Here is a 25008-nt window from a genome sequence, read left to right as displayed (position 1 = left end):
GCTCCTCTCCCCTGTGGCACGACTTTACACGCCGCGCTCTCCAGAACGGCCTCAACTTACCCCGGTCCATAAAAAAAGCAATCATTCATGTATGTTTTACTTTGGGCCGGATTTCGCCGAGTTCACGGGCTTTTGATGCATCGCAGCAAGCTTCGAGCATCAAAATATGCCCTCTTGAAAAATCAGTCATGATTGTTTTCAATTGCCTCCACGGAAGATGCGAATCCGCACGCCGCAACCGGGAGAGGACGATTGGCCTACAGCTTCCTGTCGCGTTTCCGCATCAAGCCCGAACGGGAGGCCGAGTTCATCGGCCTCGCCCGCCGGATGGAGGGCCTGGTCGATCTCGAACCGGGCACGCTGGGCTTCCGGTTCTTCCGGCTCGAAGCGCCGCACATGTTCGCGGTGTTCGAGTCCTTCGTCGACGAGGCCGCCGACAAGGCGCATATGGAAACGGAGCATGGCCGGCCGCTGATCGAGCGGATGATCGGCTGCATGGACGGCGGCTATGAACGCGAGATGCTCCTCGATCTGGAGGCCGGCCAATGACGGACGCCCCGATCTACACCTATGGCCGGATGCTCCGCGCGAGCGCGGCGGCGCGGGGCGAGGCGGATGCGCTGGTCTTCCCCGACCGGCGATCGAGCCACGCGGAGCTGCATGAAGCGGCGCGCGCATGGGCCAGGGCGTTCATCGCCATGGGCATCCGGCCGGGGCAGAATGTCGGCATCCTGCTCACCACCCGCCCGGAATTTGTCGAGTTGCTGTTCGGCATCGTGATGGCGGGCGCGGTCGCGGTGCCGGTGAATGCGCGGTATCAGGCGCATGAGTTGGCCTTCGTGGTGAAGGATGCCGATCTCGTCACCCTCGTCACCACCGGCAAGGTGGCCGATCAGCTCAACTTCGCCGAGCGGCTCGGGGCGGCCTTCCCCGCGCTCGGAAAGGCCGATCCGCAGGCGCTGCACCTCGATGCCGCCCCCATGCTGCGGCGGATCATCTGCCTCGATCCCCCCTGTCAGCCCTTCATGATCTCGCGAGATGCCGCGCTGGCCATGGGCGAGGGCATCGCCGACGCCGATCTCGACGCCCGCATCGACGCCGTCGATCCCGAGGACATCGCCTTCATCCTCTACACATCCGGCACCACCGCCAATCCCAAGGGCGCGCTCATCAGCCATCGCGGGATCATCGGCAACAGCCGCAATCTGGGCGTGCGCTACCGGGTGACGGCCGAAGACAAGGTCTGGTCGCCGCTGCCCATCTTCCACATAGCCGGCATCCTGCCGCTCACCATGGTGCTGGATGCGGGCGGCGCCTATCTCACCGTGCCGCATTTCGATGCGGGCACCGCGCTCGCCATGCTGGGGCGCGAGGGCGCGACGGTCGCCTATCCCAGCTTCGTCACGATCATGCAGGATCTCATCACCCACCCGAGCTTCCCGACGACCGATCTTTCGAAGCTGCGGCTGATGAACTCCAATTTCGCGGTCCAGCCGGCGTGGATCAGGGAGGCGATGACTAGGGCGATGCCGCACACCGTGCAGGTCGGCACCTATGGGCTGACCGAGGGCGCGGGCACGATCTGCACCAGCCATATCGACGACAGCTTCGAACTGCGCACCGGCCGCCTCGGCGTGCCGCTCGCCGAATGGGAGGTCCGCATCGTCGATATCGAGACCGGTCGCGACTGCGCGCCCGGCGAACGCGGTGAGATCGTCGCGCGCGGGCCGAACATGCTGAAAGGCTATTACAACGCGCCCGAGAAATCGGCCGAAGTGCTGCGCGGCGGCTGGTTCCACACCGGCGACATCGGCTCCTTCGACGAGAGTGGCCACATCATGTTCCACGGCCGCACCAAGGACATGCTGAAGGTCGGCGGCGAGAATGTCGCGGCGGCCGAGATCGAGTCGATGCTTCAGACGCATCCGGCGGTGAAGCTGGCGCAGGTCGTGGGCATTCCCGATCCCCGCTATGTCGAGGTGCCGGCCGCCTTCGTCGAACTGGTCGCCGGCGCCACCGCCTCCGAGGCGGAGCTGATCGCCCACTGCAAGGGCCAGCTCGCCAGCTTCAAGATTCCGCGCCATGTGCGCTTCGTCGAGGAATGGCCGATGTCCACTTCCAAGATCCAGAAATACCGGCTGCGCGCCCGCCTCATCGCGGAACTCGGGCTCGGGGAGGCGGCATGAGCGGCAAGAGCTTCATCGCCGAACTGCGCTGCAAGCCGGACAGGCGCGCGGAGCTGATCCGTCTTCAGGCCGAGCTGAAGAGCCTCGTCCGCCAGACCGAGCCCGACGCGCTGGTCTATGAACTGTTCCAGTCCGACGACGACCCGGACCTCTTCCAGGTGGTGGCGACCTTCCGCGACGATGCCGCTTTCGATCATCACATGCGGATCGACTTCCACGAACGGCTCGTCCCGCCCATCCTCGACTGCCTCGCCGGCGAGATGAAGCTCCGCTTCTACCGGTCGCTCGGCGCATGACCCACGCGGAGGAGATCGACGATCTCATCGCCCGGCGCGACATCTACGCGGTGCTCACCCGCTATTCGCGCGCGCTCGACCGCTGCGACGTGGAGCTGATGAAATCGGTCTACTGGCCCGACGGCAGCGACCATCATGGCGTGTTCGACGGCAACGCCGCCGAGTTCGCCGAATTCATCGTCCGCGAGATCCAGAACTGGTTCGAGGTGACGATGCACGCGCTGATGAACGTGCATATGGAGATCGACGGCGACACCGCCTGCACCGAAACCTACCTCTTCGCCTATCACAAGGTCCGCGCCGAGAAGGCGCCCGACATCTTCGGCGCGCGCTACATGGCGATGTTCGAGGGCCATGGCCTCGATACCGGCCATCATCATTTCTATTTCGGCGGCCGCTATCTCGACCGGCTGGAGCGCCGCAACGGAGAGTGGCGGATCGCGAAGCGGCAGGTGGTGATGGACTGGAACGACAATCACCCGTCCGGCGAAATCCTGACGCAGGGCATGTTCGCCACGCTCCGTCCGCGAGGTGCGCGGGGCGCGGGCGACCTGACCTTCTCCAATCGCCCCTAGAGCAGTTCCGGCCGCTCGATCAGCGCGGCGAGCGCCGCCATGAAGCGGCCGGCATCCGCGCCGTCGATCGCGCGATGATCGCAGGACAGCGACAGGTGCAGCACCGGCACCACCCTGATCGCGCCTTCGTCGTCGATCGGCTCCGGCCGCGCCGCGCCGACCGCGAGGATCGCGCCTTGTGGCGGATTGATGATCGCATCGAACTGCTCGACGCCGAAGCCGCCCAGATTGGAGAGCGAGAAGCTGCCCCCGCTGAACTCCTCGGGGCGGAGCTTGCCGGCCTTCGCCTTGCGGATGAGCGCCGCCATCACGCCACGGATTTCCGCGACTGGCCGATCGTCGGCGCGCGTGACGATCGGGGTGACGAGCCCGCGTTCGGTCGCCACCGCCACCGCGATGTCGGCCGAGGCGAAGCGATGGATATCCTGGCCCTGCACCTGGATGTTGAGCTGCGGCACCTCCATCAACGCCAGCGCACAGGCGCGGATCAGATAGTCGTTGACGCTCGGGCGCTGCTCCCCGGCCGCCGCCGCGCGCAGCGCCAGCAGGCGATCCGCGCGAACCCGGCGGCGCACATAGAAATGCGGGATGGTCTGTTTGGCCTCGGTCAGCCGGCGCGCGATCGTGCGCCGCATCGACGACATGGGGATGATCTCGACGCCGCCGGAGGATGGCACGACTGCGGCGGCCGCAGGGATCGCCGCCAGCACGTCCGCCTTGCGGATGCGTCCGCGCGGGCCGCTGCCGGTCAGCCCCTCCAGCGGCACGCCATGCAGCGCGGAGAGCCGCCGCGCCATCGGGGTCGCAAAGCAAGAGGAAGGCGGCGAGGATGGCAGCACGCCGACCAGATGCGGCGAAACGGAAGGCCGAAGCGCCTGATCGACATCCTGCGCCGTGATCCGCCCGCCCCGCCCGGAACCATGCAGGTCGGCGACGTCCAGCCCCGCCGCCTGCGTCTTCTCGCGGGCCACTGGACTGATTGCCAGCCCGTCCGGGATTTCGCGCACCCGTTCGATGGCAGGCGGAGGCATGGCGACGCCCTGCTCGCTTCCGTCGAAGCGCGCATCGACCGCGCGGAAGCCCGCGATCACCGCTTCGACCTCCTCTGCACTGGCCTCGCCGCCATCGGACAGCACCGCCAGCAGCGCGCCGACCGGATAGGTCTGTCCGGCCTCGGCGATCAGGCGGACGAAACAGCCATCGGCTTCCGCCTCCACTTCGTTGGTGATCTTGTCCGTCTCGATCAGCGTCAGCACCGTGCCTTTGGCGAAAGGCTGGTTCTCGGCCACCATCCATTCCGCGACGGTGCCCTCGCTCATCTCGATGCCCCATTTGGGCATGGTGAAGGGCCTGAGCTTCGCCATCCGCGCCTCCCTCAGCGGAAAGCGAGGACGCGGCGCACCGCGGCCTCGACCTTCTGCGGGGACGGCACCCATGCCCGCTCCAGCTCGCGGGCGAAGGGGATCGGGCTGTGCGGCCCCGTCACCAGTCCGGGCGGCGCCTTCAGGCTGGTGAAGGCCCTGGTCGCCACCAGCGCGGCGATGTCGGCGGCGAGGCTGCACCGGGGCGGGCTTTCGTCCACCACCACCAGCCGGCCGGTCGCTTCCACGGAATCGAGGATCGCCTCCTCGTCGAGCGGGCTGGTGGTCCGCAGGTCGATGAGGTCGGCGCCGATGCCGTCCGCCGCCAGCCTGTCGCAGGCCTTTTCCGAAAAGCCGACCATCCGCCCGCAGGCGACAATGGTGACGTCGCCGCCCTCGCGCACCATGCGCGCCTCGCCGAAGCGCTGGCGATGCTCACCGTCGGGCACCTCGCCCTTCACGCCATAGAGCGCCTTGTGCTCGAAGAACATCACCGGATCGTCGCCGCGCAGCGCCTCGGTGAGCAGACCCTTGGCGTCGGCGGGGGTGGCGGGCAGCACCACCTTCAGCCCCGGCATCGCCGTCAGCATCGCATAGACCGACTGGCTGTGCTGCGCGGCCGTGTTCATCCCCGCGCCGTAGATCAGGCGGATGACCGCCGGGCAGCGTGTCCTGCCGCCGAACATGTAACGGAACTTGGCGATCTGGTTCCAGATCTGGTCGAGGCTGACGCCGACGAAATCGGCGAACATCAGCTCCGCCACCGGCCGCTTACCAGCCAGCGCCGCGCCGGCCGCCGCGCCGACGATGGCGCTCTCCGAGATCGGCGTGTCGATCACCCGCTCCGGCCCGAACCTGGCGAACAGGCCGCCCGATGTGCCCCAGATGCCGCCGATCGCCTCCGGGCCGCCGGCCGTGCCGTTGCCGCCCACGACGTCCTCGCCGAGCAGCATGATGTCGGGATCGCGCTCCATCTCGGCGTGGAGGGTGGAGAGGATCGCCTCACGGATGGTCATGACGGCCATGTCGGCGGCGCTCCTCAGAGATAATCCACATAGACGTCGTCGGCGACGGTCTCGGGATCGGGTGGCGGCGCCGCGCGAGCCTCGGCCACGGCGCCGTCGATCAGCGCGGCCACCTCTGCGTCCACGGCGTCGAGATCGGTGATGTCGAGCAGCTTCGCTTGCCCCACCTTCGCGCGGAAGGCCTTGAGGCAATCGCGCTCCTCGCGGATGCGGTCCAGCTCACCCTTGCCGCGATAACGCTGGGGATCGCCCTCGAAATGGCCGTAGAAGCGCTCGGTATCCAGTTCGATCGCCGCCGGGCCATGGCCTGCGCGGACATGCTCAAGCAACTCGCCCATCGCGGCATGGGTGTCGAAATAGTCGCAGCCGTCGGCGCGCCATGCCTTCATGCCGAACGCCTCGGCGCGGCTCGCGATGTCGTTCGCGGTGCCGACGGCATAGGCGTCGCCGGTATGCTCGGAATAATGGTTGTTCTCGAACACGAAGATGGCCGGCGCCTTCGTCACCACGGCCATGTTCATCGCCTCGAAGGTCGTGCCCTGGTTGCACGCGCCGTCCCCCGAGAAGGCGATCGCGACGCGCCCCCGGCCATCGAGCCGCGCCGCCAGCGCCGCCCCCACCGCCTGCGGCGCGCCGCCGCCGACGATGCCGTTCGCGCCCAGCATCCCGACGGACAGGTCCGCGATGTGCATCGATCCGCCGCGCCCCTTGCAGAGCCCGCCCGCACGGCCGAATATCTCCAGCATCATCCCCGTCACGTCGCAGCCCTTGGCGATGCAATGGCCATGGCCGCGATGGGTGGAGACGATCATGTCGTCGACGCCCAGATGATCGCAGACGCCCACCGCCACCGCCTCCTGCCCGGCATAGAGATGGGTGAAGCCGGCGATCTCGCCGGTCTTGATCTCCTCGTGCAGCCGCTCCTCGAACCGGCGGATGGTGGCCATGCGGCGATAGGCGCCGATCAGTGCTTCGCGGCTGAGCTGCATCCCCATCCCCTCACAGGTCGCCCGGCCGCTTGCCGTGCGGATAGACATGGTCGTCGATCACCTTGTGGAAATGGCGGATGCGCAGCTCCTGGTCCCCGATCCACAGGCCGGGGAAGGCATCGGAATACATCCCCTTCTGCACGGTCGGCAGATTGAACGCGTCCTGATCGAGCACCTGCCCGATGGAGCGGTCGCCATGCTTGAAGCGCTTGTGTTTCGGCCGCTCGGGCCAGGGCTGGCCCTGGGGCACCAGCTCGAACATCCAGATGTCATAATACATCTTGTCCGGGTCCGTGGCGTGCGGGCGCTGGCGGAACATCATGATGTCGTCCGAATGGACGTTGAGCGAGACGTTCGGGAAGATCATGTAGTGATAATCGTCGGTGAGCTGATCGTCGTTCAGCTCGGAATAGTCCTTGCCCTGCGCCGGCCCGTGCTCGCGCTTGAAGAGCTGCACGTCGCGGCGGATATCGGAGACGCGCCCCTCATAATCGGCCGGGTCCATCCCCGCCTTCACCATGATCTCATGGATCGCCGGCGGAATGGCCGACGGCAGCGCCACGCGCGGGCTGACCGTCGCGAAGGGGATCAGATAGCGGTTGTGCCGGCCGTAGCAGTCGATCTGGACGTTGACGTCGTCCAGATACCATTGGAGCTGCGGGTGGATGCCCTGCACATGATAGGTTTCGTTGAAGGCATCGACCGACGTCTTCCAGTTGCAATCCCACTCCACGGTGATGTCGCGCACCCAGGCCATGCGCTCGGCATGATAAGGCGCGATATGCTGCTGCATCGGATCGAGATAATCCGAGAGCGGTTCGACATCGGGATTGAGCGAGAACCAGACGAAGCCGCCCCATTCCTCACAAGGATAAAGCTTCATCCGCATTCCCGGAGGGCCGCCCTGCGGGAAGGTATCAAGATCGGGGATGCGCTCGATCCTGCCGTCGAGGCCATAGGTCCAGTGGTGATACATGCAGCGGAAATTCTGGACGTTGCCGCGCCCCTCCGGCCGCAGCTTGTTGCCCCGGTGAAGGCAGACATTGGGGAAGGCGCGCACCGAGCCATCGTGCTGGCGGACGATCAGCACGCTCTCCTTGCCGATCTCGGTGCAGATATAGTCGCCGGGCTCCCCCAGATCGTCGGACCGGCCGCCGAGCAGCCAGACCTTCGTCCAGATCCGCTCCCACTCCAGCTTCATGAAATCGTGCGAGGTATAGCGCCCGGCCGGGATGACCTCGTGACCGAGCTCGGGCGTTTCCGCCTTCCAGGCCGGCGTGCCGTCCGGCCAGTCCTGCGGGTTGACCCGGATCACGTCGATATGGCGTTTGACGTCCATCGCTGCCGCCCGCTCGTCAGAAATGCGTCCGGTTCGTGAAGCCGCCATCCACGACCAGATGCGAGCCATTGCACCAGCTCGCGGCGGGGCTGGCGAGGAAAGCGATGCAGCGCGCCACCTCCTCGGGCGTGCCCAGCCGGCCGGTCGGCTGCTGGCGGAGCTGGGCCTGATAGAATTTCTCCATCGTGCCCTTAATCATGTCCCAGTTGCCGCCCTCGAACTCGACGGGGCCTGGCGAGACGATGTTGACGCGGATGCCGTCCTTGCCATGGAAGAGCGCGAGCTGCTTGCCCCATGTTACGAGCGACGCCTTCATCGCGTTATAGGGCTGCGGCCCGCCCATCGCCTCCCCGGCCGAGGTGGTGGCGACCAGCACGATCGCGCCGCTCTTCTGCTCGGCCATCGCGGGGATCACCGCCTCGACCGCGCGGACCGGCCCCATCACGTCCACCTCGAAGGCGTTGGACCAATATTTCTCGCTGCCCATGCCGCCGCCCGCGGAACTGAGCGGGATCAGGACGTCGCAACCGCCAAGCTGGTCGAGCGCCCAGTCGAGCCAGGCCCTGTAGTCGTCGGCCTTCTTCACGTTCACGGCCTTGCCGACCACGCTGGTGCCGTAGCGCTTCAGGCTCGCCACCGCGTCCTTCACGCCATCCTCGGATCGGGCGGTGACGGCAAGGTCGCAACCCTCGCGCGCCAGCGTCTCGGCGACCGCCATCCCGATGCCGCGCGCCGCGCCCACGATGATCGCCCGCTTGCCCTGTAGCCCGAGATCCACCGCGCCTCTCCCGCTTCCCGTTCTCGCCGTTGGCCGGCCTTCGCCCTTTTCTGGACCAGCGATTGCCGGAGAGCAATACTAAAACATGCATGAATGTTTTTTTGATGATGCGCCACAACATGGCATCCGGGGCGGGGCAAGCTGTGCTAAGGGGGATATGTCGCGGTGCTTGACAGCGCGACCAAAAAACAAACATGCTTGTCTGAAGAAGGATGTATCATGGCGCTCGCAGCAGTTCGTTCAGGCACCACCACCCGCCAGCCGCGCGAGCGCGGACAGGGCGGGCAGACCCAGCAGTCGCTGAAGAGCGCGCAGACGCGGGCCAAGCTGATCGACGCCACGATCCGCTGCATCGTCAAGGTGGGCTATGCCAACACCACCACGCCGCAGGTCGCCGCGGAGGCGGGCCTGTCGCGCGGCGCGATGCTGCACCATTTCGAAAATGGATCGGCGCTCATCAAGGCCGCGATCGTCGAGCTGCACGAGAAGCGGCTCCGCGCCTTCCGCCGCGCGGCGGAAACCGAAAGCCACGATGTCGACACGCTGGTGCGGACCTATTGGCGACAGCTTCAGAAGCCGGCCTTCATCGCCTTTCACGAGCTGGCGCTGGCGGCGCGCACCCATGCCGATCTGGCCCGCATCCTCCATCCGCTCCAGGTCGAATATCGCGAGCGCTTCAACGCGCAGGCGATCGCCCTCTTCCCCGAATGGCAGGAGGACCGCGAACGGTTCGACCTCGCCATGACGCTCTCGCAGACGATGCTGGAAGGCATGGCGATCCACCGGCTCACCGGCGCGATGGACGAGGCGATGGTGGAACCCATGCTCGGCCTGCTCGAAGAGCAGATCCGCGCGATGAATCCCCGATTGTCGAAAGGTCAGCCTGATTGAGGCGGGCGCCCCCAGCGGATCGCGCGGCGGAGCAGCTCGGCATAGATCGGGTAGTTCCAGGCACAGCGCTGGGGATGCGGCCAGAAATCGGCCAGCGGGCGGAGATCATAATGGCCCCGGCAATGGCCGAGGGTGAGATAGAGTACCACCCCCTCGCCCACCCGCCGCTCGTAGAGGACGGGCACCTCCGCCTCGTCCCATGCGCGGTCGCGGAATTCGGGGCATTCGCCGGTGAAGCTGGTGTGCAGCAGCACGTCGATGTCGGCGGTGCGGTGGGTGAGGTAAAGCTCGTCCTCCACGCGGAAATCGCGCAGGCCCCGGGTCAGGTCATGATCGGGGCGCGTCACCATCACCTTGAACGGGGCGATCGGCGGATGGCCGGCGAAGCGCGTGCCGAGCAGCGCCGTGAAGGCCGGATTCTCGTCCGGCGTCTCGACCACGCCGTCATCGGCGAAGCGCAGCACGGAATTGGTGCCGTGCAGCGCCAGCCAGCGCCCCCCGCGCCGCAGGAAGGCCCCGAGCGCGGCCGTGCCGGCGGCATCGGGCAGCAGATCGCAGGTGTAGGTGATGAGCAGATCCGCCGCCGCCAGATTGGCGAGGTCCGCATAGTCGGCCGCTACCGTGGCGCGGATGTCCGGCTGCTCGGCCAGCAGCTTCAACAGCTCCAGACGGGCGAAATCGATATCATGATACTTCCCGGCCGCGATCAGATGGACCTTCATCCCATCCCCTCCCCTGCGTACGCACGCATGAGGCTAGGCGGGCCGGCGGGCTTGGCAAGAGGAGGGGTCACGCGATGAGCGGCCGGCTTCAGGGGCCGCTCGCCGGCGTGAGGGTGATCGACCTCACCAGCGTGCTGATGGGGCCTTATGCGACGCAGATCTTCGCCGATCTCGGCGCGGATGTCGTCAAGGTCGAGGCGCCGGACGGCGACACCACCCGCTATCTGCCGCCCGGCCCCGATCCGGCGCGCGGCGGCATGTTCCTGAACGTCAACCGCGGCAAGCGCAGCCTCGCACTCGATCTCAAGCAGCCGGCCGCGCGCGACGCGCTGCTGAAGCTGATCGAGGGGGCGGACGTGTTCGTCCATTCGATGCGGCCCGGCGCGATCAGGCGGCTGGGGCTCGACTATCCGGCGCTGCACGCGATCAATCCGCGCCTCGTCTACGCCAATCTCTACGGCTTCGGACGCGAGGGGCCGTATCGCGACTATCCCGCCTATGACGACATCGTGCAGGCGGCCTCCGGCCTCGTCGATCTCCAGGCCCGGCTGTCCGAAGGGCGACCGACCTATCTCGGCACCGTCGTCGCCGACAAGGTGGCGGGGCTGACCGGCACCTATGCGATCCTCGCCGCGCTCTTCGCCCGCACCCGTACCGGCGAGGGGCAGGAGGTGGAGGTGCCGATGTTCGAGACGCTCGTCTCCTTCACGATGATCGAGCATCTCTGCGGCGCGCTGTTCGATCCGCCGCAGGGGCCGCCCGAATATCCGCGCGTCACCGCGACCGCGCGACGCCCCTATGCGACGCAGGACGGCTTCATCGGGGTGATGATCTACAACGACAAGCATTGGCGCAGCTTCTTCCAGGCGCTCGGCGATCCCGAATGGACGCTCGACCCGATGTTCGCCTCGATGCGCAGCCGGACGGAGAATATCGGAACGGTGCTGACGAAGCTCGCCGAGGTGATGCGGGAACGGACCACCGACGAATGGCTTGCCCTGCTGCGCGCGGCCGAGGTGCCGGCGATGGCGATCGCGACGCTGTCCGATCTGCTCCACGATCCCCATCTGGAGGCGACCGGTTTCTGGAACGAACGGGAAAGCGAGTTCGGCCGGCTGCGCTTCCCCGGCATCCCCACGCGCTTTTCCGCCACCCCCGGCGCGATCGGCGATCCCGGCCCGGCACTGGGCGCGGACAGCCGGGCGATCCTCGCCGAAGCGGGGCTGGCCCCCGCCGCGATCGACGCACTGCTGGCCAGCGGCGCGGCGCGCGCTCCGGCATGAGCGGGGCGGGGCCGGAAGCGCATTGGCGCGCGGCGCTGGCCGAGGGGCGGCTGCTCCTCCAGCGCGCGCGGGCGAGCGGCACGGTGATCTTCCCGCCGCGCCTCGCCGAACCGGGCAGCGGCGATATCGCGCTCGACTGGATCGAGGCGAGCGGACTCGGGACCGTCCATGCCGTCACCGTCATCGCCCGCAAGCCGCCCGAGCCGCCCTACAATGTCGTGCTGGTGGAACTGGACGAGCATGTCCGCCTGATGAGCCGCGTCGAGGGTATCGCGCCCGATGCCGTCACCATCGGGATGCGCGTCCGCGCCCGGATCAGCGAGGAGGATGGCGCGCCCCTGCTGCTGTTCGAGCCTGTTTGATGGGCGGCCAATTCCCGCGCGGCGCGGCCTCCATTGCTGGCCTCGCCACCTTCGGGATCGGCGAGATGCCCGGCTGGTCCTCGCTGGAGCTCGCGGCGCAGGCCGGGCTGCGCGCGGTAGCGGACGCGGGGATGACGATGGCGGAGGTGGATGCGCTCTTCATCTGCCTGCCCGACGATCAGCTCGCGGGGTTGAGCTTCGCCGAATATCTCGGCCTCGCGCCGCGCTTCACCGATTGCAACCGCACCGGCGGATCGGCCTTCATGAGCCATGTCGCCACGGCCTCGATCATGCTGGCGGCGGGCTATATCGACTGCGCGCTGATCGCCTATGGCGCGAACCAGCGCAGCGCCGGCGGCAGGCTCGCGACGCCAGTGAGGAGCAATCGCTGGGAGGCGCCCTATCACCCGCTCTTCCCGGCCTCCTCCTACGCGCTCGCCGCCTCGCGCCATATGCATGACTATGGCACCACCCGCGCGCAGCTCGCCGAGGTGGCGGTGGCCGCACGGCGCTGGGCGGATACCAACCCGGAAGCCTTCGCGCACGGCCCGCTCACCATCGACGAGGTGCTGGCGGCGCGGATGCTCTCCAGCCCGCTGTCGGTGAGGGACTGCTGCCTCGTCACCGACGGCGCGGCGGCGCTGCTCCTTACACGCACCGATCGCGCCCGTGGCGGGCCGAAGGCGCCCGTCGCCATCCTCGGCGCGGCGGCGGCGACCTGGCACAACGCCATCTCGCAAATGCCCGATCTCACCACCACGGCCGCCGCCGAATCCGGCCCGCGCTCCTATGCGATGGCAGGGCTCGGCCCCGCCGAGATCGACGTAGTGCAGCTCTACGACGCGTTCACCATCAACACGATCCTGTTCCTGGAGGATCTCGGCTTCTGCCCCAAGGGCGAGGGCGGGCGCTTCGTCGAGGGCGGGATGATCGCGCCGGGCGGGCGGCTGGCGGTCAACACCAATGGCGGCGGGCTCTCCTGCTGCCATCCGGGCATGTATGGCCTGTTCGCGCTGGTCGAGGCGGCGCGGCAGGTGCGTGGCGAAGCGGCCAACCAGATCGGGGGCGTCGAGGTGGCGCTCGCGCACGGCAACGGCGGCACGCTCTCCAGCCAGGCGACGGCGATCCTTGGATCGGCCGCTACGCTTTAGCCCGCCCCTCGGCATAAGCGGCAATGCCTTCACGCGAGGCCGCCGACGCCAGCGTCTTTTCGCCATAGAGGCGCCCGAAACGCAGGCTCTCGTCGATCGACGCGTCCGCAGCCATGTCGTGCAGCATCTTGGCGTTGCGGACGGCCTCGGCATCATAGCCGGCGATCATCCCGGCCAGCGCCATGGCGCGCGGCAGCAGCTCGGCCCCCGGCACGACTTCGGTCACGAGGCCCAGTTCATGCGCGCGCCGGGCGGAAATCGGTTCGCCGGTCAGGATCATTCCCAGCGCGGCCGCGCGCGGCACCGCGCGGGCAAGGCGCTGGACGCCGCCTGCGAACGCGAACAATCCGCGCTTCACCTCGGCCAGCGCGAAATGGGCATGGTCCGCCGCCACGACGATATCGGCCGCCAGCACGATCTCGAAGCCGCCCGCCACCGCCGGGCCATTCACCGCGACGACCAGCGGCTTGTCCCGCCGGCGTTCGGTGATCCCGGCAAAGCCCCGGCCGGGGACGAGACCGAGCCCGGCACCACGCTCGGCCGCTTCCTTCAGATCCATGCCCGAGCAGAAGGCGCGGTCGCCGGTGCCGGTGAGCAACACGGCGCGGAGGGCCGGATCGCGCTCCGCCTCATCGATGGCGGCATCGATAGAGGCGGCGGTGGCGGCATCGATGGCGTTGCGCCGCGCCTCGCGGGTGATGGTGATGCAGAGGATCGCCTCTCGCCGCTCGATCCGCGCGCCCTCGCCCATGCCGCCGCCTCCCGCCCGTCCTGCCATCGCCATAGCATGTCTAGCAGAGGAACCCGCCATGGACATCGAAGCGCGCATCGCCCGGCTGGAGGCGGAATCGGAGATCCGGGGGCTGATCGCCCGCTATTGCTTCACCATCGACGACCGCGACCTGCCCGCCATCGCCGCGCTCTTCACCGATGATGCCCGTGTCGCATCGGAGGACGGCGTGATGGAGGCGCGCGGGATCGACGCGATCATGGCGCAATATCATGGCCGCTTCGCCGTTCTGGGGCCGGGCGCGCATTATATGCACGACGTCATGCTCGACTTTTCGGAGGATGACCCGACCCATGCCACCGGCCGCGTCTCGGGCCATGCGGAACTGTGGCGGCGGGATCGGATGATGGTGGCGGCCTTGCGCTATCGCGATGCCTATCGCCGCACGGAGGCCGGCTGGCGCTTCGCCGAACGCATCATCGGTTTCCTCTATTATGTGCCGGTCGGGGACTATCCCGGCATCCTCGCCCATCGGGACCGCAACCGCGCCTATGACACGCCGCGCCCCGCCGACTTCCCCGAGGCGCTGCCGACATGGCGCCATTATGAGGAGCGCGGCCCCGCCTGATCCCCGCGCATCGGATGCTCCTTCGTTCAGCCGTTGGACAGCCGCCTTTTCATACCCTATAGGGGTATAGTATCATCGATCGGACAGGGCATGAGTCACGTCGCCAGGGAAAAGCAGAAGCTGCTCAACCGGCTGAAGCGGTTGCGGGGGCAGTTGGAGGCCATCGAACGCGCGGTGGAGGCCGATGCGGAATGCGCGCGCGTGCTCCAGCAGGCGACGGCCTGCCGCGGCGCGCTGGACGGCTTCATCGGCGAGGTGATCGAGGATCATATCCGCGAGCATATGATGGATGCCGCCTCCCCCGACGATCCCCGCACGCAAGCCGGCGAAGAGCTGGTCGCGATCGTTCACGCCTATCTGACCTGAGCCCCATGAGCCGCCACCAGCACGACGCCCATGCCGGGCATCATCATGACCACGAAGCGCATGACCATGACCATCATGGGCATGGGCACGGGCACGACCATGGTCACGATCATCACCATCATCACGGCCTCGGCCACAGCCATGCGCCGGCCAGCTTCGGCCGCGCCTTCGCGATCGGAACGGCGCTCAATTTCGCCTTCGTCGGCGTCGAGGCGGCCTATGGCCTGGTCAGCGGCTCGATGGCGCTGCTCGCCGATGCCGGCCACAATCTCGGCGACGTGCTCGGCCTGCTGATCGCATGGGGCGCAACCGTGCTCGCCAGGCGCGGGCCGGGCGGGCGCTACACCTATGGCCTGCGCAGTTCGTCGATCCTCGCGGCGCTGCTCAATGCGCTGCTGCTGCTGGTGACGCTGGGCGTCATCGCGGTGGAGGCGATCCGTCGCCTGCTCGAGCCTGCCCCCGTCTCGGGCGGGACGATGATGATCGTCGCCGGCATCGGCATCGTCATCAACACCGCCACCGCGCTGATGTTCATGCGCGGACGCGATCACGACCTGAACATCCGCGGCGCCTTCCTCCACATGGCGGCGGATGCGGTCATCTCGGCGGGCGTGGTGGCGGCGGGGCTGCTCGTCGTCGCGACCGGCTGGAGCTGGATCGACCCGGTCACCAGCCTCATCCTCGTCGTGGTGACCGCCATCGGCACCTGGGGGCTGCTCCGCGATTCGGTGAACCTCAGCCTCCATGCCGCGCCGCCCGGCTTCAACCCGGAGGAGATCGGCGCCTTCCTGCGCGGCGTCGACAAGGTGACGGCGATCCACGATCTCCACATCTGGCCGATCAGCACCACCGAGACGGCGCTCACCGTCCATATGCTGATGCCGTCGGGCTATCCGGGGGACGCGTTCACGGTGGAGGTGGCCGCATCGCTCAGGGCGCGGTTCGGCATCGACCATGCGACGATCCAGATCGAGACGGAGCATGACACGCCCTGCGCGCTCGATCCGGCCTGCCGGGAAAGCGCCGCCGTCTGACGGTGCGGAGCTTCAGCGGCGGACCAGCCCGAACAGCCGGTCGCAGTCGAGCGCGATCCGCGCGGGCGTGACGTTGGTGACGCCGAGCAGCAGCCCCGGCCGCCGCGCGCCCGCGCCATACCAGCCCGAGAGCGGCACCGGCGCCAGGCCATAAGCCAGCGCGCGCCGCGCCACATCACCGTCGTCGACGCCTTCGGACAGGTCGACGCGCACCGCCAGCCCGCCCATCGGATGCACCGTCACCCCCTCGCCCTCGTGCGGGTGCAGCGCCTCCCGCAGTGCATCGGCGCGGGCGATATAGAGGCGCTTCATCCGGCGCAGATGGCGCAGATAATGGCCTTCCGCGAGGAAGCTCGTCACGGCGCGCTGTGCCTCCAGCCCCGGCGCGGGCGCGAGGCAGGCGGCGTAATCGCCGAAGCGCTCCGCCAGCCCCGCCGGCACCACGAGGAAGCCGAGCCGCAACGCCGGGCTGATCGTCTTGCTGAAGCTGCCGATATGGATCACGCGCCCTGCCAGATCGAGCGAAGCCAGCGCCGGCGCGGCGCGGCCGCGCAGTTGCAGCTCGCTCAGATAATCATCCTCGATCACCCATCCGCCGGTGCGCCCGGCCCAGTCGAGCAGCGCCAGCCGCCGGTCGAGCGCCATCGTCAGCCCGAGCGGCGCCTGCTGGCCCGGCGTCACCACCGCCAGCGCCGCGTCCGGGGCGAGCGCCTCCCCCGCCCCCACGTCGAGCCCCTTCGCGTCGACCGGCACCGGCACCGTGTCGACGCCGCCAAGCTCCAGGGCATGACGGGTCAGCGGAAAGCCCGGACTCTCCACCCAGGCGCGCCGCCCGCGCATCCCCAGCGCACCCAGCGTCAGGCCCAGCCCGCCCGCGAAACCGGCCGTGACGATTACCTGCGCCGGCAGGCAGGCGATGCCCCGCGCATAGCCGAGATAGGCCGCGATCTCCTGCCGGAGCGCGGGCAGGCCACGCGGATCGGGATAGCTCACCGGCTGCGCCGCCGCCGTCCGCGCCGCCGCCGACAGCAGCCGCGACCACAGCTTGAACGGAAAGGCATCCTGCGCCGGCACGCCCATCTGGAAAGGCAGCGGCTCCACGCCATGATCGTAGAACAGGCCGGGCAGCGGCGGCCGGATCGCCCTGTCGGCCGGCCGCGCCTCGACCGGCGGACGATCCGCCACGAACGTGCCCGCCGCCCCCGCGGACACGAGGAACTGCTCGTCCATCAGCCGCTCATAGGCCGCGCGGACCGTGCCGCGCGCCACGCCGAGCTGCGCCGCCAGATCACGCCAGGACGGCAGGCGCGCGCCGGGTTCCAGCCTCCCTTCCCGCACGGCGCGGCTGATGGCGTCATGGATCTGGAGAGCGAGCGTCCTCCGCGATCGGAGGTCGAGCGAGAGGTCGAGCGCGGCGTTCATGGCGCGATGGTACAAGAATTGACGCCGGTCTTGGTTCTTTTTCGGAAACTGCCCGTGCGCGAACCACGGAACCCCCAACCCAGGAGAAATCCCGATGGCTCACCATTACCTTCTCGCCGCCGCCGCCCTGCTGGCGACGCCCGCGCTCGCCGCGCCCCAGAACACCACGGTGACGCCGCAGTTCGCGCACGCGATCCCGAACATCCCCGGCAAGTCCCTGAAGGCCGTGGTCGTCCGCTATGCGCCGGGAGGCACGTCGCCCGCGCATCATCATGCCTCCTCGGCCTTCATCTATGCCTATGTGCTGGAAGGCGAGATCCGCAGCCAGGTGAACGACGAGCCGGCCCGCGTCTATCATGCCGGCGAGAGCTGGTACGAGACGCCCGGCGCGCACCACAAGGTCAGCGAGAATGCGAGCAAGACCAAGCCCGCCAAGCTGCTCGCCGTGTTCGTCGTCGACAGCGCCGACAAGGTGCTGACCACCCCCGACACCCACTGACGAAGAGAGCGCCCGGGCCGGAAGGGGGGAGCGGCCCGGGCGCTTCATCGCGCGAACGCTGAGCAGGGAGAGAAACTCAGAGTTCGATCGCCGCGATGATTCCGAAGATGGTGACCGCGCAGGCGATCACCACGGGGATGGAGAGAATCTGGATCGCCGCCTCGCGGCCGTTGATATGCCCCGTCCAGGTGTTCAGCCCCCTATCGAGGAAGCGGGCGAGGCCCGGCCGCCCTGCCCGCGCCGGCTCCTGCTTCAGGAAGAAGATCGGCACCGCGAAGAACACGGCCATATAGGCGCCGCTGATCGCCACCATCATCGCGGCGCGCAGATTGCCGGTGTAGAGCGTCAGGAACGCGCCCATGATCGCGCCATAGGCCGCCAGGATCATCCAGCCGAGCGCCGCCGGAACATCGGGCGCCGCCGCCTCGCCCATCACCGGCGCCCGGGCGACGACCGGAATCGGAGTGGGGCAGAGCGGCAGACCGAGCTGAACGTCATGGACCCCGTGAAGCTCGTGGTCCCGATCGAAGCCGTAAGCGAAAGAGTCCATGACCGGTCTCCTGTGCGCCCGCCGCGAAGGGCGGCGGAGAAGGTGCGAGGGAAGGACGCAAACAACGGGATGCACCGCCCGGAGGTTTGGGGAGGGAGAGGGGAGAGCCCCTCCGGGCGATGCAAGGCGTGGATGGCGGGAGCGGCCCCGCGCCATCGTCAGGCGGCCACAGCCGGCCTGTGATCGTAGAATTCCACCTGCATCCGCATCGCGCCGACCGGCTCGACATGGTGCAACTGGCCGGGCCGGATCAGTCCGGGGGTGGAAGGCGTGAGCAGGGCGGGCGGCACGGAGCCGTCCTCGATATGATAGCAGACGGCGCCTTCCAGCACGCGGATCACGCCCCATACGCCGGCTTTGGTGGAGTGCGCCCGGCGCAGCGCCTCCGGCAGCGTCTCCGCGTCGAACACGGGGGACGATCCGTAGGGGCTGGACGCCGGGGCCGCCGGCTCCGCCGCGACCGGCGCCTGCGCGGGGCCACGGAAACGGACGGCATGTTGGAGATTTTCCGAAATACGGCGCGCCTTGGCCTGCATGGCGGCGGCGCCTTCGGGCGAAAGCATCTCGGCGGTGGTCCGTTCCCAGATCGCCAGCCAGCGCTGGAACAGTTCGGGCGTGATGCGATCGGCATGGATCAGATGCTTCATCATCGGATTGCCCTTGTAGCGCCCGGTGGTCAGCATCACGGACGACCAGAAGGCGGCGAGCCGCTCCAGATGGTCCGGCCAGTCCTCCACGATGCTGTTGAACACCGGCCCCAGTTCCGCGTCCTCGCGCACGCGGCCGTAGAAGCGATCCATGAGCGCCGGCAGCGCGGCCTCGTCGATGATGGGGGTCTGTTCCACGACTCACCTCTAATCATTCATCTGAGATGCATGTATCTTGAGGCAGAGAAACATGCAATAGAAATACATGTTATTTTGCGACAGCCCGATTCCGGCTAGGCAAGCGGTATGAAACTGACGCGCTACACCGATTACGCGATGCGGGTGCTGATCCACCTGGGCTCGCGGGACGATGGCGATGGCGGCGGGCTCTCGTCGATCGCGGAGATCGCGCGGGTCTACGACATCTCGCAGAATCACCTGATGAAGGTGGTGCAGGATCTCGGCCATGCCGGCTTCGTGGAGACGGTGCGCGGGCGCGGCGGTGGCATCCGGCTGGGCCGGCCGGCCAAGGACATCAATCTGGGCGAGCTGGTCCGCCATACCGAGGCGGGCTTCGATCTGGTCGACTGCTCGACCTGCATGATCCAGTCGGCCTGCGGCCTGCCGCGCGTGCTGGCCGAGGCGACCCGCGCCTTCCTCACCGTGCTCGACAATTATTCGCTGGTCGACCTGCTCGACCACCGGCTCGATCTGCGCCGCCTCTTCTCCTTCGAGGACGACAAGCAGCCCTAGGCCGAGGCGCAATCCCAGGACGGGGTGCCGCGGAAGCATTCGACGAGGAAATCCACCATCGCGCGCACCTTGAGGCTCAGGTGCCGCCGGCTGGGGTAGACCGCGAGGATGTCGATGTCCGGCAGGCGATAGTCGGGCAGCAATTCGACCAGCCGCCCGGCGCGGATATCCTCGCCGACGAGGAAGGTCGGCTGGTTGACGATGCCCAGCCCCGCCAGCGCCGCCGCGCGCAGCGTGCCGCCATTGTTGGCGTGCATGATCGGGTTCATGCGGACCGGATGCGTCTTGCCCTGGGCATCGATGAAGGGAAGCGTGTCCCCGCCCGTCCACAGGCTGTAGGCGAGGAAGCTGTAGCGGGGCAGCTCCTCCAGCGTCTGCGGCGTGCCGGCGCGGGCGAGGAAGGCCGGCGAGGCGCAGAGCATGTTGCGCGAATCCGCCAGCTTGCGCCCGACATTGGCAAGCGACCCGCTGCGCGAGATGCGCACCGCGAGGTCATAGCCCTCCTCCACCAGATCGACGACGCGATCGCTGAGATCGATGTCCAGCTCGATATCGGGGTGGCGGGCCATGAACTTCGGCCAGAGCGGCGCGAGATGGTTCGTCCCGAAGCTCACCGGCACGTTGATGCGCAGCCGCCCCCTTGGATGGAGTGCCGAGGCCGACGCGATCGTCTCCGCCTCGGCGACATCCTCCAGGATCGACTTCGCCCGCTCATAGAGCGCCTCGCCGCTCTCGGTCAGCGACAGGCGACGCGAGGTGCGGTTGAGCAGCCGGGTGCCGAGATATGCTTCCAGTTCGGATACATAGCGTGTCACATTGGCGGGCGATGTATCCAATGCGTCGGCGGCGCGCGTGAAACTGCCTCTGGCCACCACCGTGGCGAACACCTCAAATGCACGCAGACGATCCATCGCGCTTCCCATCATTTCGTTTTACTGAAAGATATATGCAGTTTCGCCCCATTTATCCAGCATAGCCTGAAGCCTACTTACGATGCCGAGGCTGCGATCGGGCAGCCGGAATGGATGGAAAGGAAGTCATCATGGCACGTCTCTCCAACAAGACCGCGCTCGTCACCGGCGGCACCAGCGGCATCGGCCTGGAAACCGCCCGCCGCTTCATCGAGGAGGGCGCCCGCGTCATCGTCACGGGCACCAACCCGGACAATATCGCCGAGGCCCAGCGTGTGCTCGGCCCCGACGCCCTCGTCCTCAAGGCCGATGCAGGCGACGTCGCCGCCCAGAAGCTGGTGGCGGATGCGGTGAAGGCGCGCTTCGGCACGCTCGACATCGCCTTCCTGAACGCCGGCATCGCCGATTTCGGCCCCGTCGAGCAGTGGACGGAAGCCGCGTTCGACCGCAGCTTCGCGATCAATGTGAAGGGGCCGTATTTCCTCGTGCAGGCGCTTCTGCCGGTGCTGGCGAACCCGGCGTCGATCGTGCTCAACACCTCGATCAACGCGCATCTGGGGATGCCCGGTTCGAGCATCTATGCCGCCACCAAGGCCGCTTTCCTGTCGATGGCGCGCACGCTCTCGGGCGAACTGGTCGGTCGCGGCATCCGCGTGAACGCGGTGAGCCCCGGCCCGGTCCGCACCCCGCTGCACGATCGTCTCGGCTCGACGCCCGAGGAGAATGCTGCGATCGGCGATGCGATCAAGGCGCAGATTCCGCTCGGCCGCTACGGCCGCTCGAAGGAGATCGCGGACGCGGTGATCTTCCTCGCTTCCGACGAGGGCGGCTTCGCGCTCGGCACCGAGATCATCCTCGACGGCGGCATGGCGACGCTCTGAGCGCCGCCCTCCCCTGAATGTCCCGCGAGGGGCGGCCGGTCAGGCGATGGCCGGCCGCCCTTCGCGGCGCCTGGCGTCCCACACGGCCACCGCCCAGATCGCGAAACCGCCCAGCGCCAGCGCGCAGCCGACCGGCCCGGTCGAGGTCCAGCCCAGCCCGGCATCGATGGCCAGCCCGCCCAGGAACGGACCCAGCGCGTTGGCGGTGTTGAACGCCGAATGGTTGAGCGCGGCGGCCAGCGCCTGCGCATGTTCGGCGACATCCATCAATCGCGTCTGGAGCGCGGTGCCGAGCGCGCCGCCGATGCCGATCAGGAACACGTCCGCCATCATCCACCACAGATGCGGCGCGGCGAGCGGGAAGAGGATCAGCATCAGCGCCGAGAAGAGCAGCAGGCCGCCCGCGGTCGGCATCAGCGCCTTGTCCGCGAACCACGGCACGACGATGTTGCCGATGGTCATGCCGAGGCCGAACACCATCAGCACCACCGGCACGAAGCCCGGCGAAACATGCGTCACCTCCACCAGCGTGGTCGCGAGATAGGTATAGACCGCGAACAGCCCGCCGAAGCCGACCGCGCCGATCAGCAGCGTCAGCCACACCTGCACCTTGCCGAGCGCGCTCAGCTCGCGGAGCGGGCTGGCATCGGCGTGCGGCACGTCGCGCGGGGCATAGAGGATGACGAGCGCGACGGTGAGAAGCGCGAGCCCCGCGACGATCGCGAAGCCCGAGCGCCAGCCGATCGCCTGCCCGATCCAGCTCGCCGCCGGCACGCCGATCACGGTGGCGACTGTCAGGCCGAGCATGATCCGCCCGACCGCCATCGCGCGCCGGTTCGGCGGCACGAGCCCGGTCGCGACCAGCGCGGCGATGCCGAAATAGGCGCCGTGCGGAAGCCCCGCGATGAAACGGAACAGCAGCAGCCAGCCATAGCTCGGCGCCATGGCGGAGAGGCCATTGCCCAGCGCGAACATCGCCATCAGCGCGATGAGCTGCGTCCGCCGCGCGAGCTTCGCGCCGATCACCGCGATCAGCGGCGCGCCCACCACCACGCCCAGCGCATAGGCGCTGATGACATGGCCGGCGGTCGGCTCGTCGATGCCGAGCCCGCGCGCGAAATAGGGGAGCAGGCTCATCGAGGCGAATTCGGTCGTCCCGATCGCGAATCCGCCCATCGCCAGCGCGAACATGACGAGGCCGGGATGCGCGTGCGCTCCCTGCGGTGCGGACATGGCGAAACTCCGGGTACGATGTGGGCCGGCCGGGGTATCGCATATTTCATGCCGCGTCGCAGCATTTATCCTTGGGGCCGGGAAAGCCGCCGCGTCAGATAAGGCCCCGCGGCCCGAAGATATGGATCAGATTGCCGTCGGGATCGCGCAACATCGTGCCACGGCGATCGACGGAGATCCGCATTTCGGCCCAGACCATCTCGACGCCCCGTTCGGTGAAGCGGGCGGTCGCGGCGGGCAGGTCGTCGATTTCCAGCACCAGCGCCTTCCAGCCCAGCACGTCGAGATGATGCGGCGGCGCGGTGCGGTCGACGGGCGTGAAATCGCCACCGGTGTGGCAGACCAGTTCGATACGGAGGCCCGCGCCATCGATCATCGCATAGTCGGCGCCCACGGCGTCGAAGCGGCCACGTTCGGCAAGGGTGAAGCCCAGCACGTCACCATACCAGGCGACTGCGCGCTCCAGATCGGAAACGGCCAGCGCGACATTGTTGAAGCGGAGCCTCATCGGCGCCTCCCTCCCAAAGAAAGGGATCGCGAGCCGGAACGATCCCGGCCCGCGACCCGGACGGATCAGGCGTTCTGCGGGAAGAGCGCGCGACGGGTTTCCTCGTCGAAATCGGTCTTCAGCGTCAGCGCTTCCTTGATCGCATGGGCGCGTGCGGCGGCCGGGCGAGCCGAGATCTCGTCGTGCAGGCGCTTCACGTTCGGATAGTCGGTGAGGCCCTTCTCGCCGAGGATGTAGCCGGCGGCATTGCCCCAACCCCACAGCGCCATGTCGGCGATGCTATATTCGTCACCGGCGAGGTAGCGGTTGGTGGCGAGGCGCTCGTCGAGGACGCGATAATGGCGCTCGACTTCCTTGAGATAGCGGTTCTGGGCGTAGGGCAGCTTTTCCGGCGCGTGGTGGAGGAAGTGCACCGCCTGACCCGAGAAGGGCGAGAGGCCGGTCGCCACGAAGAACAGCCAAGAGATGGCCGCACCGCGCGCCTTGTCGTCGGTCGGCAGGAACTGGCCGTGCTTCTCGGCGAGATAGAGCAGGATGCCGTTGGAATCGAACACGGTGGTGTCGCCATCGACGATCACGGGCACCTTGTTGTTCGGGTTGATCGCGTGGAACCAGTCCTCATGCTGCTCGCCCTTGAAGGTGTCGACCTTGATGGTCTCGTAGGCGAGGCCCAGCTCCTCGAGCAGCAGCGCGGTCTTCATCGGGTTGGGCGACGGGTGGAAATAGAATTTCAGCATCATGGGTCTCCTGAGGATGCAGGCAGGGGTTCGGGCACGCGGGCCGCGTGACCGGGTGTCGGGCGGGCCTCCGGGGGAGGCCCGCGGGATGGGGTGGGATCAGCCCAGCGTTTCGCGGTTGGGCGGGCTGTCCAGATCGAGCACCGGGCCGGCCGGCACGACGCCATGCGGATTGATGGTCCGATGGCTCTGGTAATAATGCTTCCTGATATGCTCGAAGTTGACGGTCGGAGCGACGCCCGGCGTCTGGTAGATGTCGCGCAGATAGGCCGAGAGGTGCGGATAATCCGCGATCCGGCGCAGGTTGGTCTTGAAGTGGCCGACATAGACCGCGTCGAAGCGGATCAGCGTCGTGAACAGGCGGATGTCCGCCTCGGTCATGTCCGTACCCACCAGCCAGCGACGCTTCGACAGCCGTTCCTCCAGCCAGTCGAGCGTGTCGAACAGCGGGAAGACCGCCTCCTCATAGGCCGCCTGCGTGGTGGCGAAGCCGGCCTTGTAGACGCCGTTGTTGAGCGTGTCGTAGACGCGCGCGTTCACCGCATCGATCTCGGCGCGCAGCGCTTGCGGATAATAGTCGCCCGGCGTCGCGCCGATGCCGTCGAACGCCGAGTTCAGCATTCGGATGATCTCGGAGGATTCGTTGTTGACGATCGTGCCGCGCTGCCTGTCCCACAGGATCGGCACCGTGGAGCGGCCGGTGTAAGAAGGATCGGCGGCGGTATAGACCTCGTGCAGGAAGCGCGCGTTGTGGATCGGATCGGGCACCACGCCGGGGGCGTCGGCGAAGGTCCAGCCCTTCTCCAGCATCAGCCAGTTCACCACCGAGACGGAAATCATCTCCTCCAGCCCCTTGAACGCGCGCAGCAGGAGCGCGCGGTGCGCCCAGGGGCAGGCGAGCGAGACATAGAGATGATAGCGGCCGGGCTCGGCCTTGAACCCGCCCTCGCCGCTCGGCCCGGCGCTGCCGTCGGCGGTGATCCAGTTGCGGAAGGCCGCATCCTTGCGGACGAAGCGCCCGCCGGTCGACTTGGTCTCGTACCAGACATCGTGCCACTGACCGTCGACGAGCATGCCCATATCCGTCACTCCGCAAGGGATATCCGCCTCGCCCTTGTCAGGGGTGCGGGGAATGGGGCCGTCTACCCAGC

General features: G+C 67.8%; 29 protein-coding genes. 14 read left to right on the top strand and 15 right to left on the bottom strand.

The genetic code is table 11. The annotated features are described in order from the left end of the window. The first annotated feature begins 252 nt into the window (after positions 1–252). The 4 genes from FHS98_RS08175 to FHS98_RS08160 are packed head-to-tail and all read left to right on the top strand — an operon-like array spanning position 253 to position 3057. Complete coding sequence (locus tag FHS98_RS08175) at positions 253–549, top strand: putative quinol monooxygenase (protein WP_167102720.1); 297 nt, start codon at positions 253–255, stop codon at positions 547–549. Beyond that, positions 546–2186 (top strand): AMP-binding protein, encoded by a 1641-nt coding sequence (locus FHS98_RS08170; RefSeq protein ID WP_167102717.1) that lies wholly within the window; start codon positions 546–548, stop codon positions 2184–2186. Before FHS98_RS08175 ends, FHS98_RS08170 begins: the two co-directional genes overlap by 4 nt. Then, the gene (locus FHS98_RS08165) at positions 2183–2482 is read left to right on the top strand and encodes a putative quinol monooxygenase (RefSeq protein WP_167102714.1); all 300 of its coding nucleotides are present in this window, start codon (positions 2183–2185) and stop codon (positions 2480–2482) included. Before FHS98_RS08170 ends, FHS98_RS08165 begins: the two co-directional genes overlap by 4 nt. Further along, a complete protein-coding gene (locus FHS98_RS08160; RefSeq protein WP_167102711.1) occupies positions 2479–3057 on the top strand; it encodes a nuclear transport factor 2 family protein in 579 nt (192 codons plus the stop codon). Before FHS98_RS08165 ends, FHS98_RS08160 begins: the two co-directional genes overlap by 4 nt. On the opposite strand, the gene FHS98_RS08155 is transcribed toward FHS98_RS08160, so the two are convergent. From FHS98_RS08155 to FHS98_RS08135, 5 genes are read right to left on the bottom strand one after another with little or no spacing between them, the layout of a single operon-like run. Next, complete coding sequence (locus FHS98_RS08155; RefSeq protein ID WP_167102708.1) at positions 3054–4421, bottom strand: 2-oxo acid dehydrogenase subunit E2; 1368 nt, start codon at positions 4419–4421, stop codon at positions 3054–3056. The two genes, FHS98_RS08160 and FHS98_RS08155, sit on opposite strands and share 4 nt — an antisense overlap. A gap of 11 nt (positions 4422–4432) precedes the next feature. Then, positions 4433–5443 (bottom strand): alpha-ketoacid dehydrogenase subunit beta, encoded by a 1011-nt coding sequence (locus tag FHS98_RS08150; protein ID WP_167102705.1) that lies wholly within the window; start codon positions 5441–5443, stop codon positions 4433–4435. A 14-nt stretch (positions 5444–5457) separates the two neighbouring features. Further along, positions 5458–6432 carry a thiamine pyrophosphate-dependent dehydrogenase E1 component subunit alpha gene (locus FHS98_RS08145; protein WP_167102702.1) on the bottom strand — a complete coding sequence of 325 codons (975 nt, stop codon included), beginning with the start codon at positions 6430–6432 and terminating at the stop codon, positions 5458–5460. 10 nt (positions 6433–6442) lie between these two features. Beyond that, complete coding sequence (locus FHS98_RS08140; protein ID WP_167102699.1) at positions 6443–7771, bottom strand: aromatic ring-hydroxylating oxygenase subunit alpha; 1329 nt, start codon at positions 7769–7771, stop codon at positions 6443–6445. Between the two features lie 16 nt (positions 7772–7787). Next, entirely contained in the window at positions 7788–8549 is a 762-nt protein-coding gene (locus FHS98_RS08135; RefSeq protein ID WP_167102696.1) for an SDR family oxidoreductase, read from the bottom strand. 219 nt (positions 8550–8768) lie between these two features. Here FHS98_RS08135 and FHS98_RS08130 point away from each other — a divergent pair, with 219 nt between their 5' ends. Then, positions 8769–9440 carry a TetR/AcrR family transcriptional regulator gene (locus FHS98_RS08130; protein WP_167102692.1) on the top strand — a complete coding sequence of 224 codons (672 nt, stop codon included), beginning with the start codon at positions 8769–8771 and terminating at the stop codon, positions 9438–9440. On the opposite strand, the gene FHS98_RS08125 is transcribed toward FHS98_RS08130, so the two are convergent. After that, complete coding sequence (locus FHS98_RS08125) at positions 9428–10162, bottom strand: ThuA domain-containing protein (protein WP_167102689.1); 735 nt, start codon at positions 10160–10162, stop codon at positions 9428–9430. The two genes, FHS98_RS08130 and FHS98_RS08125, sit on opposite strands and share 13 nt — an antisense overlap. A 74-nt stretch (positions 10163–10236) precedes the next feature. On the opposite strand from FHS98_RS08125, the gene FHS98_RS08120 reads away from it, so the two are divergent. Genes FHS98_RS08120 through FHS98_RS08110 form a run of 3 tightly spaced genes read left to right on the top strand, consistent with a single transcriptional unit; the run spans position 10237 to position 12958 of the window. Continuing rightward, the gene (locus FHS98_RS08120; protein WP_167102685.1) at positions 10237–11445 is read left to right on the top strand and encodes a CaiB/BaiF CoA transferase family protein; all 1209 of its coding nucleotides are present in this window, start codon (positions 10237–10239) and stop codon (positions 11443–11445) included. Then, positions 11442–11807 (top strand): Zn-ribbon domain-containing OB-fold protein, encoded by a 366-nt coding sequence (locus FHS98_RS08115; RefSeq protein WP_167102682.1) that lies wholly within the window; start codon positions 11442–11444, stop codon positions 11805–11807. The genes FHS98_RS08120 and FHS98_RS08115 overlap by 4 nt, the downstream gene beginning before the upstream one ends. Continuing rightward, positions 11807–12958: a thiolase gene (locus tag FHS98_RS08110; protein WP_167102679.1), complete on the top strand. Its 1152-nt coding sequence runs from the start codon at positions 11807–11809 to the stop codon at positions 12956–12958. The genes FHS98_RS08115 and FHS98_RS08110 overlap by 1 nt, the downstream gene beginning before the upstream one ends. Here FHS98_RS08110 and FHS98_RS08105 read toward each other — a convergent pair. Continuing rightward, positions 12948–13742 carry an enoyl-CoA hydratase/isomerase family protein gene (locus FHS98_RS08105; protein ID WP_243847909.1) on the bottom strand — a complete coding sequence of 265 codons (795 nt, stop codon included), beginning with the start codon at positions 13740–13742 and terminating at the stop codon, positions 12948–12950. The two genes, FHS98_RS08110 and FHS98_RS08105, sit on opposite strands and share 11 nt — an antisense overlap. Positions 13743–13767: 25 nt before the next feature. On the opposite strand from FHS98_RS08105, the gene FHS98_RS08100 reads away from it, so the two are divergent. The 3 genes from FHS98_RS08100 to FHS98_RS08090 all read left to right on the top strand — a co-directional run bounded on the left by FHS98_RS08100 (position 13768) and on the right by FHS98_RS08090 (position 15716). Beyond that, the gene (locus tag FHS98_RS08100) at positions 13768–14316 is read left to right on the top strand and encodes a nuclear transport factor 2 family protein (protein ID WP_167102676.1); all 549 of its coding nucleotides are present in this window, start codon (positions 13768–13770) and stop codon (positions 14314–14316) included. A 90-nt stretch (positions 14317–14406) separates the two neighbouring features. Next, the gene (locus tag FHS98_RS08095; protein WP_167102672.1) at positions 14407–14682 is read left to right on the top strand and encodes a metal/formaldehyde-sensitive transcriptional repressor; all 276 of its coding nucleotides are present in this window, start codon (positions 14407–14409) and stop codon (positions 14680–14682) included. Between the two features lie 5 nt (positions 14683–14687). Then, on the top strand, positions 14688–15716 hold the full coding sequence (locus tag FHS98_RS08090) for a cation diffusion facilitator family transporter (protein WP_167102669.1): 1029 nt from the start codon (positions 14688–14690) through the stop codon (positions 15714–15716). Between the two features lie 12 nt (positions 15717–15728). On the opposite strand, the gene pdxR is transcribed toward FHS98_RS08090, so the two are convergent. Then, positions 15729–17138, bottom strand: a complete 1410-nt coding sequence (gene pdxR / locus FHS98_RS08085) for a MocR-like pyridoxine biosynthesis transcription factor PdxR (protein WP_167102666.1) — start codon at positions 17136–17138, stop codon at positions 15729–15731. Positions 17139–17232: 94 nt separating this feature from the next. Here pdxR and FHS98_RS08080 point away from each other — a divergent pair, with 94 nt between their 5' ends. Next, entirely contained in the window at positions 17233–17637 is a 405-nt protein-coding gene (locus FHS98_RS08080) for a cupin domain-containing protein (RefSeq protein ID WP_167102663.1), read from the top strand. Positions 17638–17713: 76 nt separating this feature from the next. Here the strand turns inward: FHS98_RS08080 and FHS98_RS08075 are convergent, their stop codons facing one another. Together FHS98_RS08075 and FHS98_RS19055 are read right to left on the bottom strand one after the other, a co-directional pair. Further along, positions 17714–18187 carry a hypothetical protein gene (locus FHS98_RS08075; RefSeq protein WP_167102660.1) on the bottom strand — a complete coding sequence of 158 codons (474 nt, stop codon included), beginning with the start codon at positions 18185–18187 and terminating at the stop codon, positions 17714–17716. 158 nt (positions 18188–18345) lie between these two features. Then, complete coding sequence (locus tag FHS98_RS19055) at positions 18346–19032, bottom strand: TehB-like domain-containing protein (RefSeq protein ID WP_341786042.1); 687 nt, start codon at positions 19030–19032, stop codon at positions 18346–18348. A gap of 108 nt (positions 19033–19140) precedes the next feature. Here FHS98_RS19055 and FHS98_RS08060 point away from each other — a divergent pair, with 108 nt between their 5' ends. After that, positions 19141–19587, top strand: coding sequence for an Rrf2 family transcriptional regulator (locus tag FHS98_RS08060; protein WP_167102657.1), 447 nt, complete (start codon positions 19141–19143; stop codon positions 19585–19587). Here the strand turns inward: FHS98_RS08060 and FHS98_RS08055 are convergent. Next, positions 19584–20498, bottom strand: a complete 915-nt coding sequence (locus FHS98_RS08055; RefSeq protein WP_167102654.1) for a LysR family transcriptional regulator — start codon at positions 20496–20498, stop codon at positions 19584–19586. The two genes, FHS98_RS08060 and FHS98_RS08055, sit on opposite strands and share 4 nt — an antisense overlap. 131 nt (positions 20499–20629) lie before the next feature. On the opposite strand from FHS98_RS08055, the gene FHS98_RS08050 reads away from it, so the two are divergent. Further along, complete coding sequence (locus tag FHS98_RS08050) at positions 20630–21379, top strand: SDR family oxidoreductase (RefSeq protein WP_167102651.1); 750 nt, start codon at positions 20630–20632, stop codon at positions 21377–21379. A gap of 39 nt (positions 21380–21418) precedes the next feature. On the opposite strand, the gene FHS98_RS08045 is transcribed toward FHS98_RS08050, so the two are convergent. From FHS98_RS08045 to FHS98_RS08030, 4 genes are all read right to left on the bottom strand, one after another. Further along, a complete protein-coding gene (locus tag FHS98_RS08045; protein WP_167102647.1) occupies positions 21419–22612 on the bottom strand; it encodes an MFS transporter in 1194 nt (397 codons plus the stop codon). Positions 22613–22706: 94 nt separating this feature from the next. Continuing rightward, a complete protein-coding gene (locus FHS98_RS08040) occupies positions 22707–23120 on the bottom strand; it encodes a VOC family protein (RefSeq protein WP_167102642.1) in 414 nt (137 codons plus the stop codon). Between the two features lie 65 nt (positions 23121–23185). Continuing rightward, entirely contained in the window at positions 23186–23857 is a 672-nt protein-coding gene (locus FHS98_RS08035; protein WP_208402148.1) for a glutathione S-transferase family protein, read from the bottom strand. Positions 23858–23956: 99 nt separating this feature from the next. Then, positions 23957–24937, bottom strand: a complete 981-nt coding sequence (locus FHS98_RS08030) for a glutathione S-transferase family protein (RefSeq protein ID WP_167102638.1) — start codon at positions 24935–24937, stop codon at positions 23957–23959. Between the last annotated feature and the right edge of the window lie 71 nt (positions 24938–25008).

Source organism: Sphingomonas oligoaromativorans (genome assembly GCF_011762195.1).
GTDB classification, from domain to species: domain Bacteria; phylum Pseudomonadota; class Alphaproteobacteria; order Sphingomonadales; family Sphingomonadaceae; genus Solisphingomonas; species Solisphingomonas oligoaromativorans.
This window is presented reverse-complemented; position numbering and strand designations above follow the sequence as displayed.

Excerpts from the sequence above, each read along its gene's own strand:
- FHS98_RS08170 (WP_167102717.1), top strand. The coding sequence starts at position 546 with ATGACGGACGCCCCGATCTACACCTATGGCCGGATGCTCCGCGCGAGC.
- FHS98_RS08165 (WP_167102714.1), top strand. The coding sequence starts at position 2,183 with ATGAGCGGCAAGAGCTTCATCGCCGAACTGCGCTGCAAGCCGGACAGG.
- FHS98_RS08160 (WP_167102711.1), top strand. The coding sequence starts at position 2,479 with ATGACCCACGCGGAGGAGATCGACGATCTCATCGCCCGGCGCGACATC.
- FHS98_RS08155 (WP_167102708.1), bottom strand. The coding sequence starts at position 4,421 with ATGGCGAAGCTCAGGCCCTTCACCATGCCCAAATGGGGCATCGAGATG.
- FHS98_RS08150 (WP_167102705.1), bottom strand. The coding sequence starts at position 5,443 with ATGGCCGTCATGACCATCCGTGAGGCGATCCTCTCCACCCTCCACGCC.
- FHS98_RS08145 (WP_167102702.1), bottom strand. The coding sequence starts at position 6,432 with ATGCAGCTCAGCCGCGAAGCACTGATCGGCGCCTATCGCCGCATGGCC.
- FHS98_RS08140 (WP_167102699.1), bottom strand. The coding sequence starts at position 7,771 with ATGGACGTCAAACGCCATATCGACGTGATCCGGGTCAACCCGCAGGAC.
- FHS98_RS08130 (WP_167102692.1), top strand. The coding sequence starts at position 8,769 with ATGGCGCTCGCAGCAGTTCGTTCAGGCACCACCACCCGCCAGCCGCGC.
- FHS98_RS08125 (WP_167102689.1), bottom strand. The coding sequence starts at position 10,162 with ATGAAGGTCCATCTGATCGCGGCCGGGAAGTATCATGATATCGATTTC.
- FHS98_RS08120 (WP_167102685.1), top strand. The coding sequence starts at position 10,237 with ATGAGCGGCCGGCTTCAGGGGCCGCTCGCCGGCGTGAGGGTGATCGAC.
- FHS98_RS08115 (WP_167102682.1), top strand. The coding sequence starts at position 11,442 with ATGAGCGGGGCGGGGCCGGAAGCGCATTGGCGCGCGGCGCTGGCCGAG.
- FHS98_RS08110 (WP_167102679.1), top strand. The coding sequence starts at position 11,807 with ATGGGCGGCCAATTCCCGCGCGGCGCGGCCTCCATTGCTGGCCTCGCC.
- FHS98_RS08105 (WP_243847909.1), bottom strand. The coding sequence starts at position 13,742 with ATGGCGATGGCAGGACGGGCGGGAGGCGGCGGCATGGGCGAGGGCGCG.
- FHS98_RS08100 (WP_167102676.1), top strand. The coding sequence starts at position 13,768 with ATGGACATCGAAGCGCGCATCGCCCGGCTGGAGGCGGAATCGGAGATC.
- FHS98_RS08095 (WP_167102672.1), top strand. The coding sequence starts at position 14,407 with ATGAGTCACGTCGCCAGGGAAAAGCAGAAGCTGCTCAACCGGCTGAAG.
- FHS98_RS08090 (WP_167102669.1), top strand. The coding sequence starts at position 14,688 with ATGAGCCGCCACCAGCACGACGCCCATGCCGGGCATCATCATGACCAC.
- pdxR (WP_167102666.1), bottom strand. The coding sequence starts at position 17,138 with ATGAACGCCGCGCTCGACCTCTCGCTCGACCTCCGATCGCGGAGGACG.
- FHS98_RS08080 (WP_167102663.1), top strand. The coding sequence starts at position 17,233 with ATGGCTCACCATTACCTTCTCGCCGCCGCCGCCCTGCTGGCGACGCCC.
- FHS98_RS08075 (WP_167102660.1), bottom strand. The coding sequence starts at position 18,187 with ATGGACTCTTTCGCTTACGGCTTCGATCGGGACCACGAGCTTCACGGG.
- FHS98_RS08060 (WP_167102657.1), top strand. The coding sequence starts at position 19,141 with ATGAAACTGACGCGCTACACCGATTACGCGATGCGGGTGCTGATCCAC.
- FHS98_RS08055 (WP_167102654.1), bottom strand. The coding sequence starts at position 20,498 with ATGGATCGTCTGCGTGCATTTGAGGTGTTCGCCACGGTGGTGGCCAGA.
- FHS98_RS08050 (WP_167102651.1), top strand. The coding sequence starts at position 20,630 with ATGGCACGTCTCTCCAACAAGACCGCGCTCGTCACCGGCGGCACCAGC.
- FHS98_RS08045 (WP_167102647.1), bottom strand. The coding sequence starts at position 22,612 with ATGTCCGCACCGCAGGGAGCGCACGCGCATCCCGGCCTCGTCATGTTC.
- FHS98_RS08040 (WP_167102642.1), bottom strand. The coding sequence starts at position 23,120 with ATGAGGCTCCGCTTCAACAATGTCGCGCTGGCCGTTTCCGATCTGGAG.
- FHS98_RS08035 (WP_208402148.1), bottom strand. The coding sequence starts at position 23,857 with ATGCTGAAATTCTATTTCCACCCGTCGCCCAACCCGATGAAGACCGCG.
- FHS98_RS08030 (WP_167102638.1), bottom strand. The coding sequence starts at position 24,937 with ATGGGCATGCTCGTCGACGGTCAGTGGCACGATGTCTGGTACGAGACC.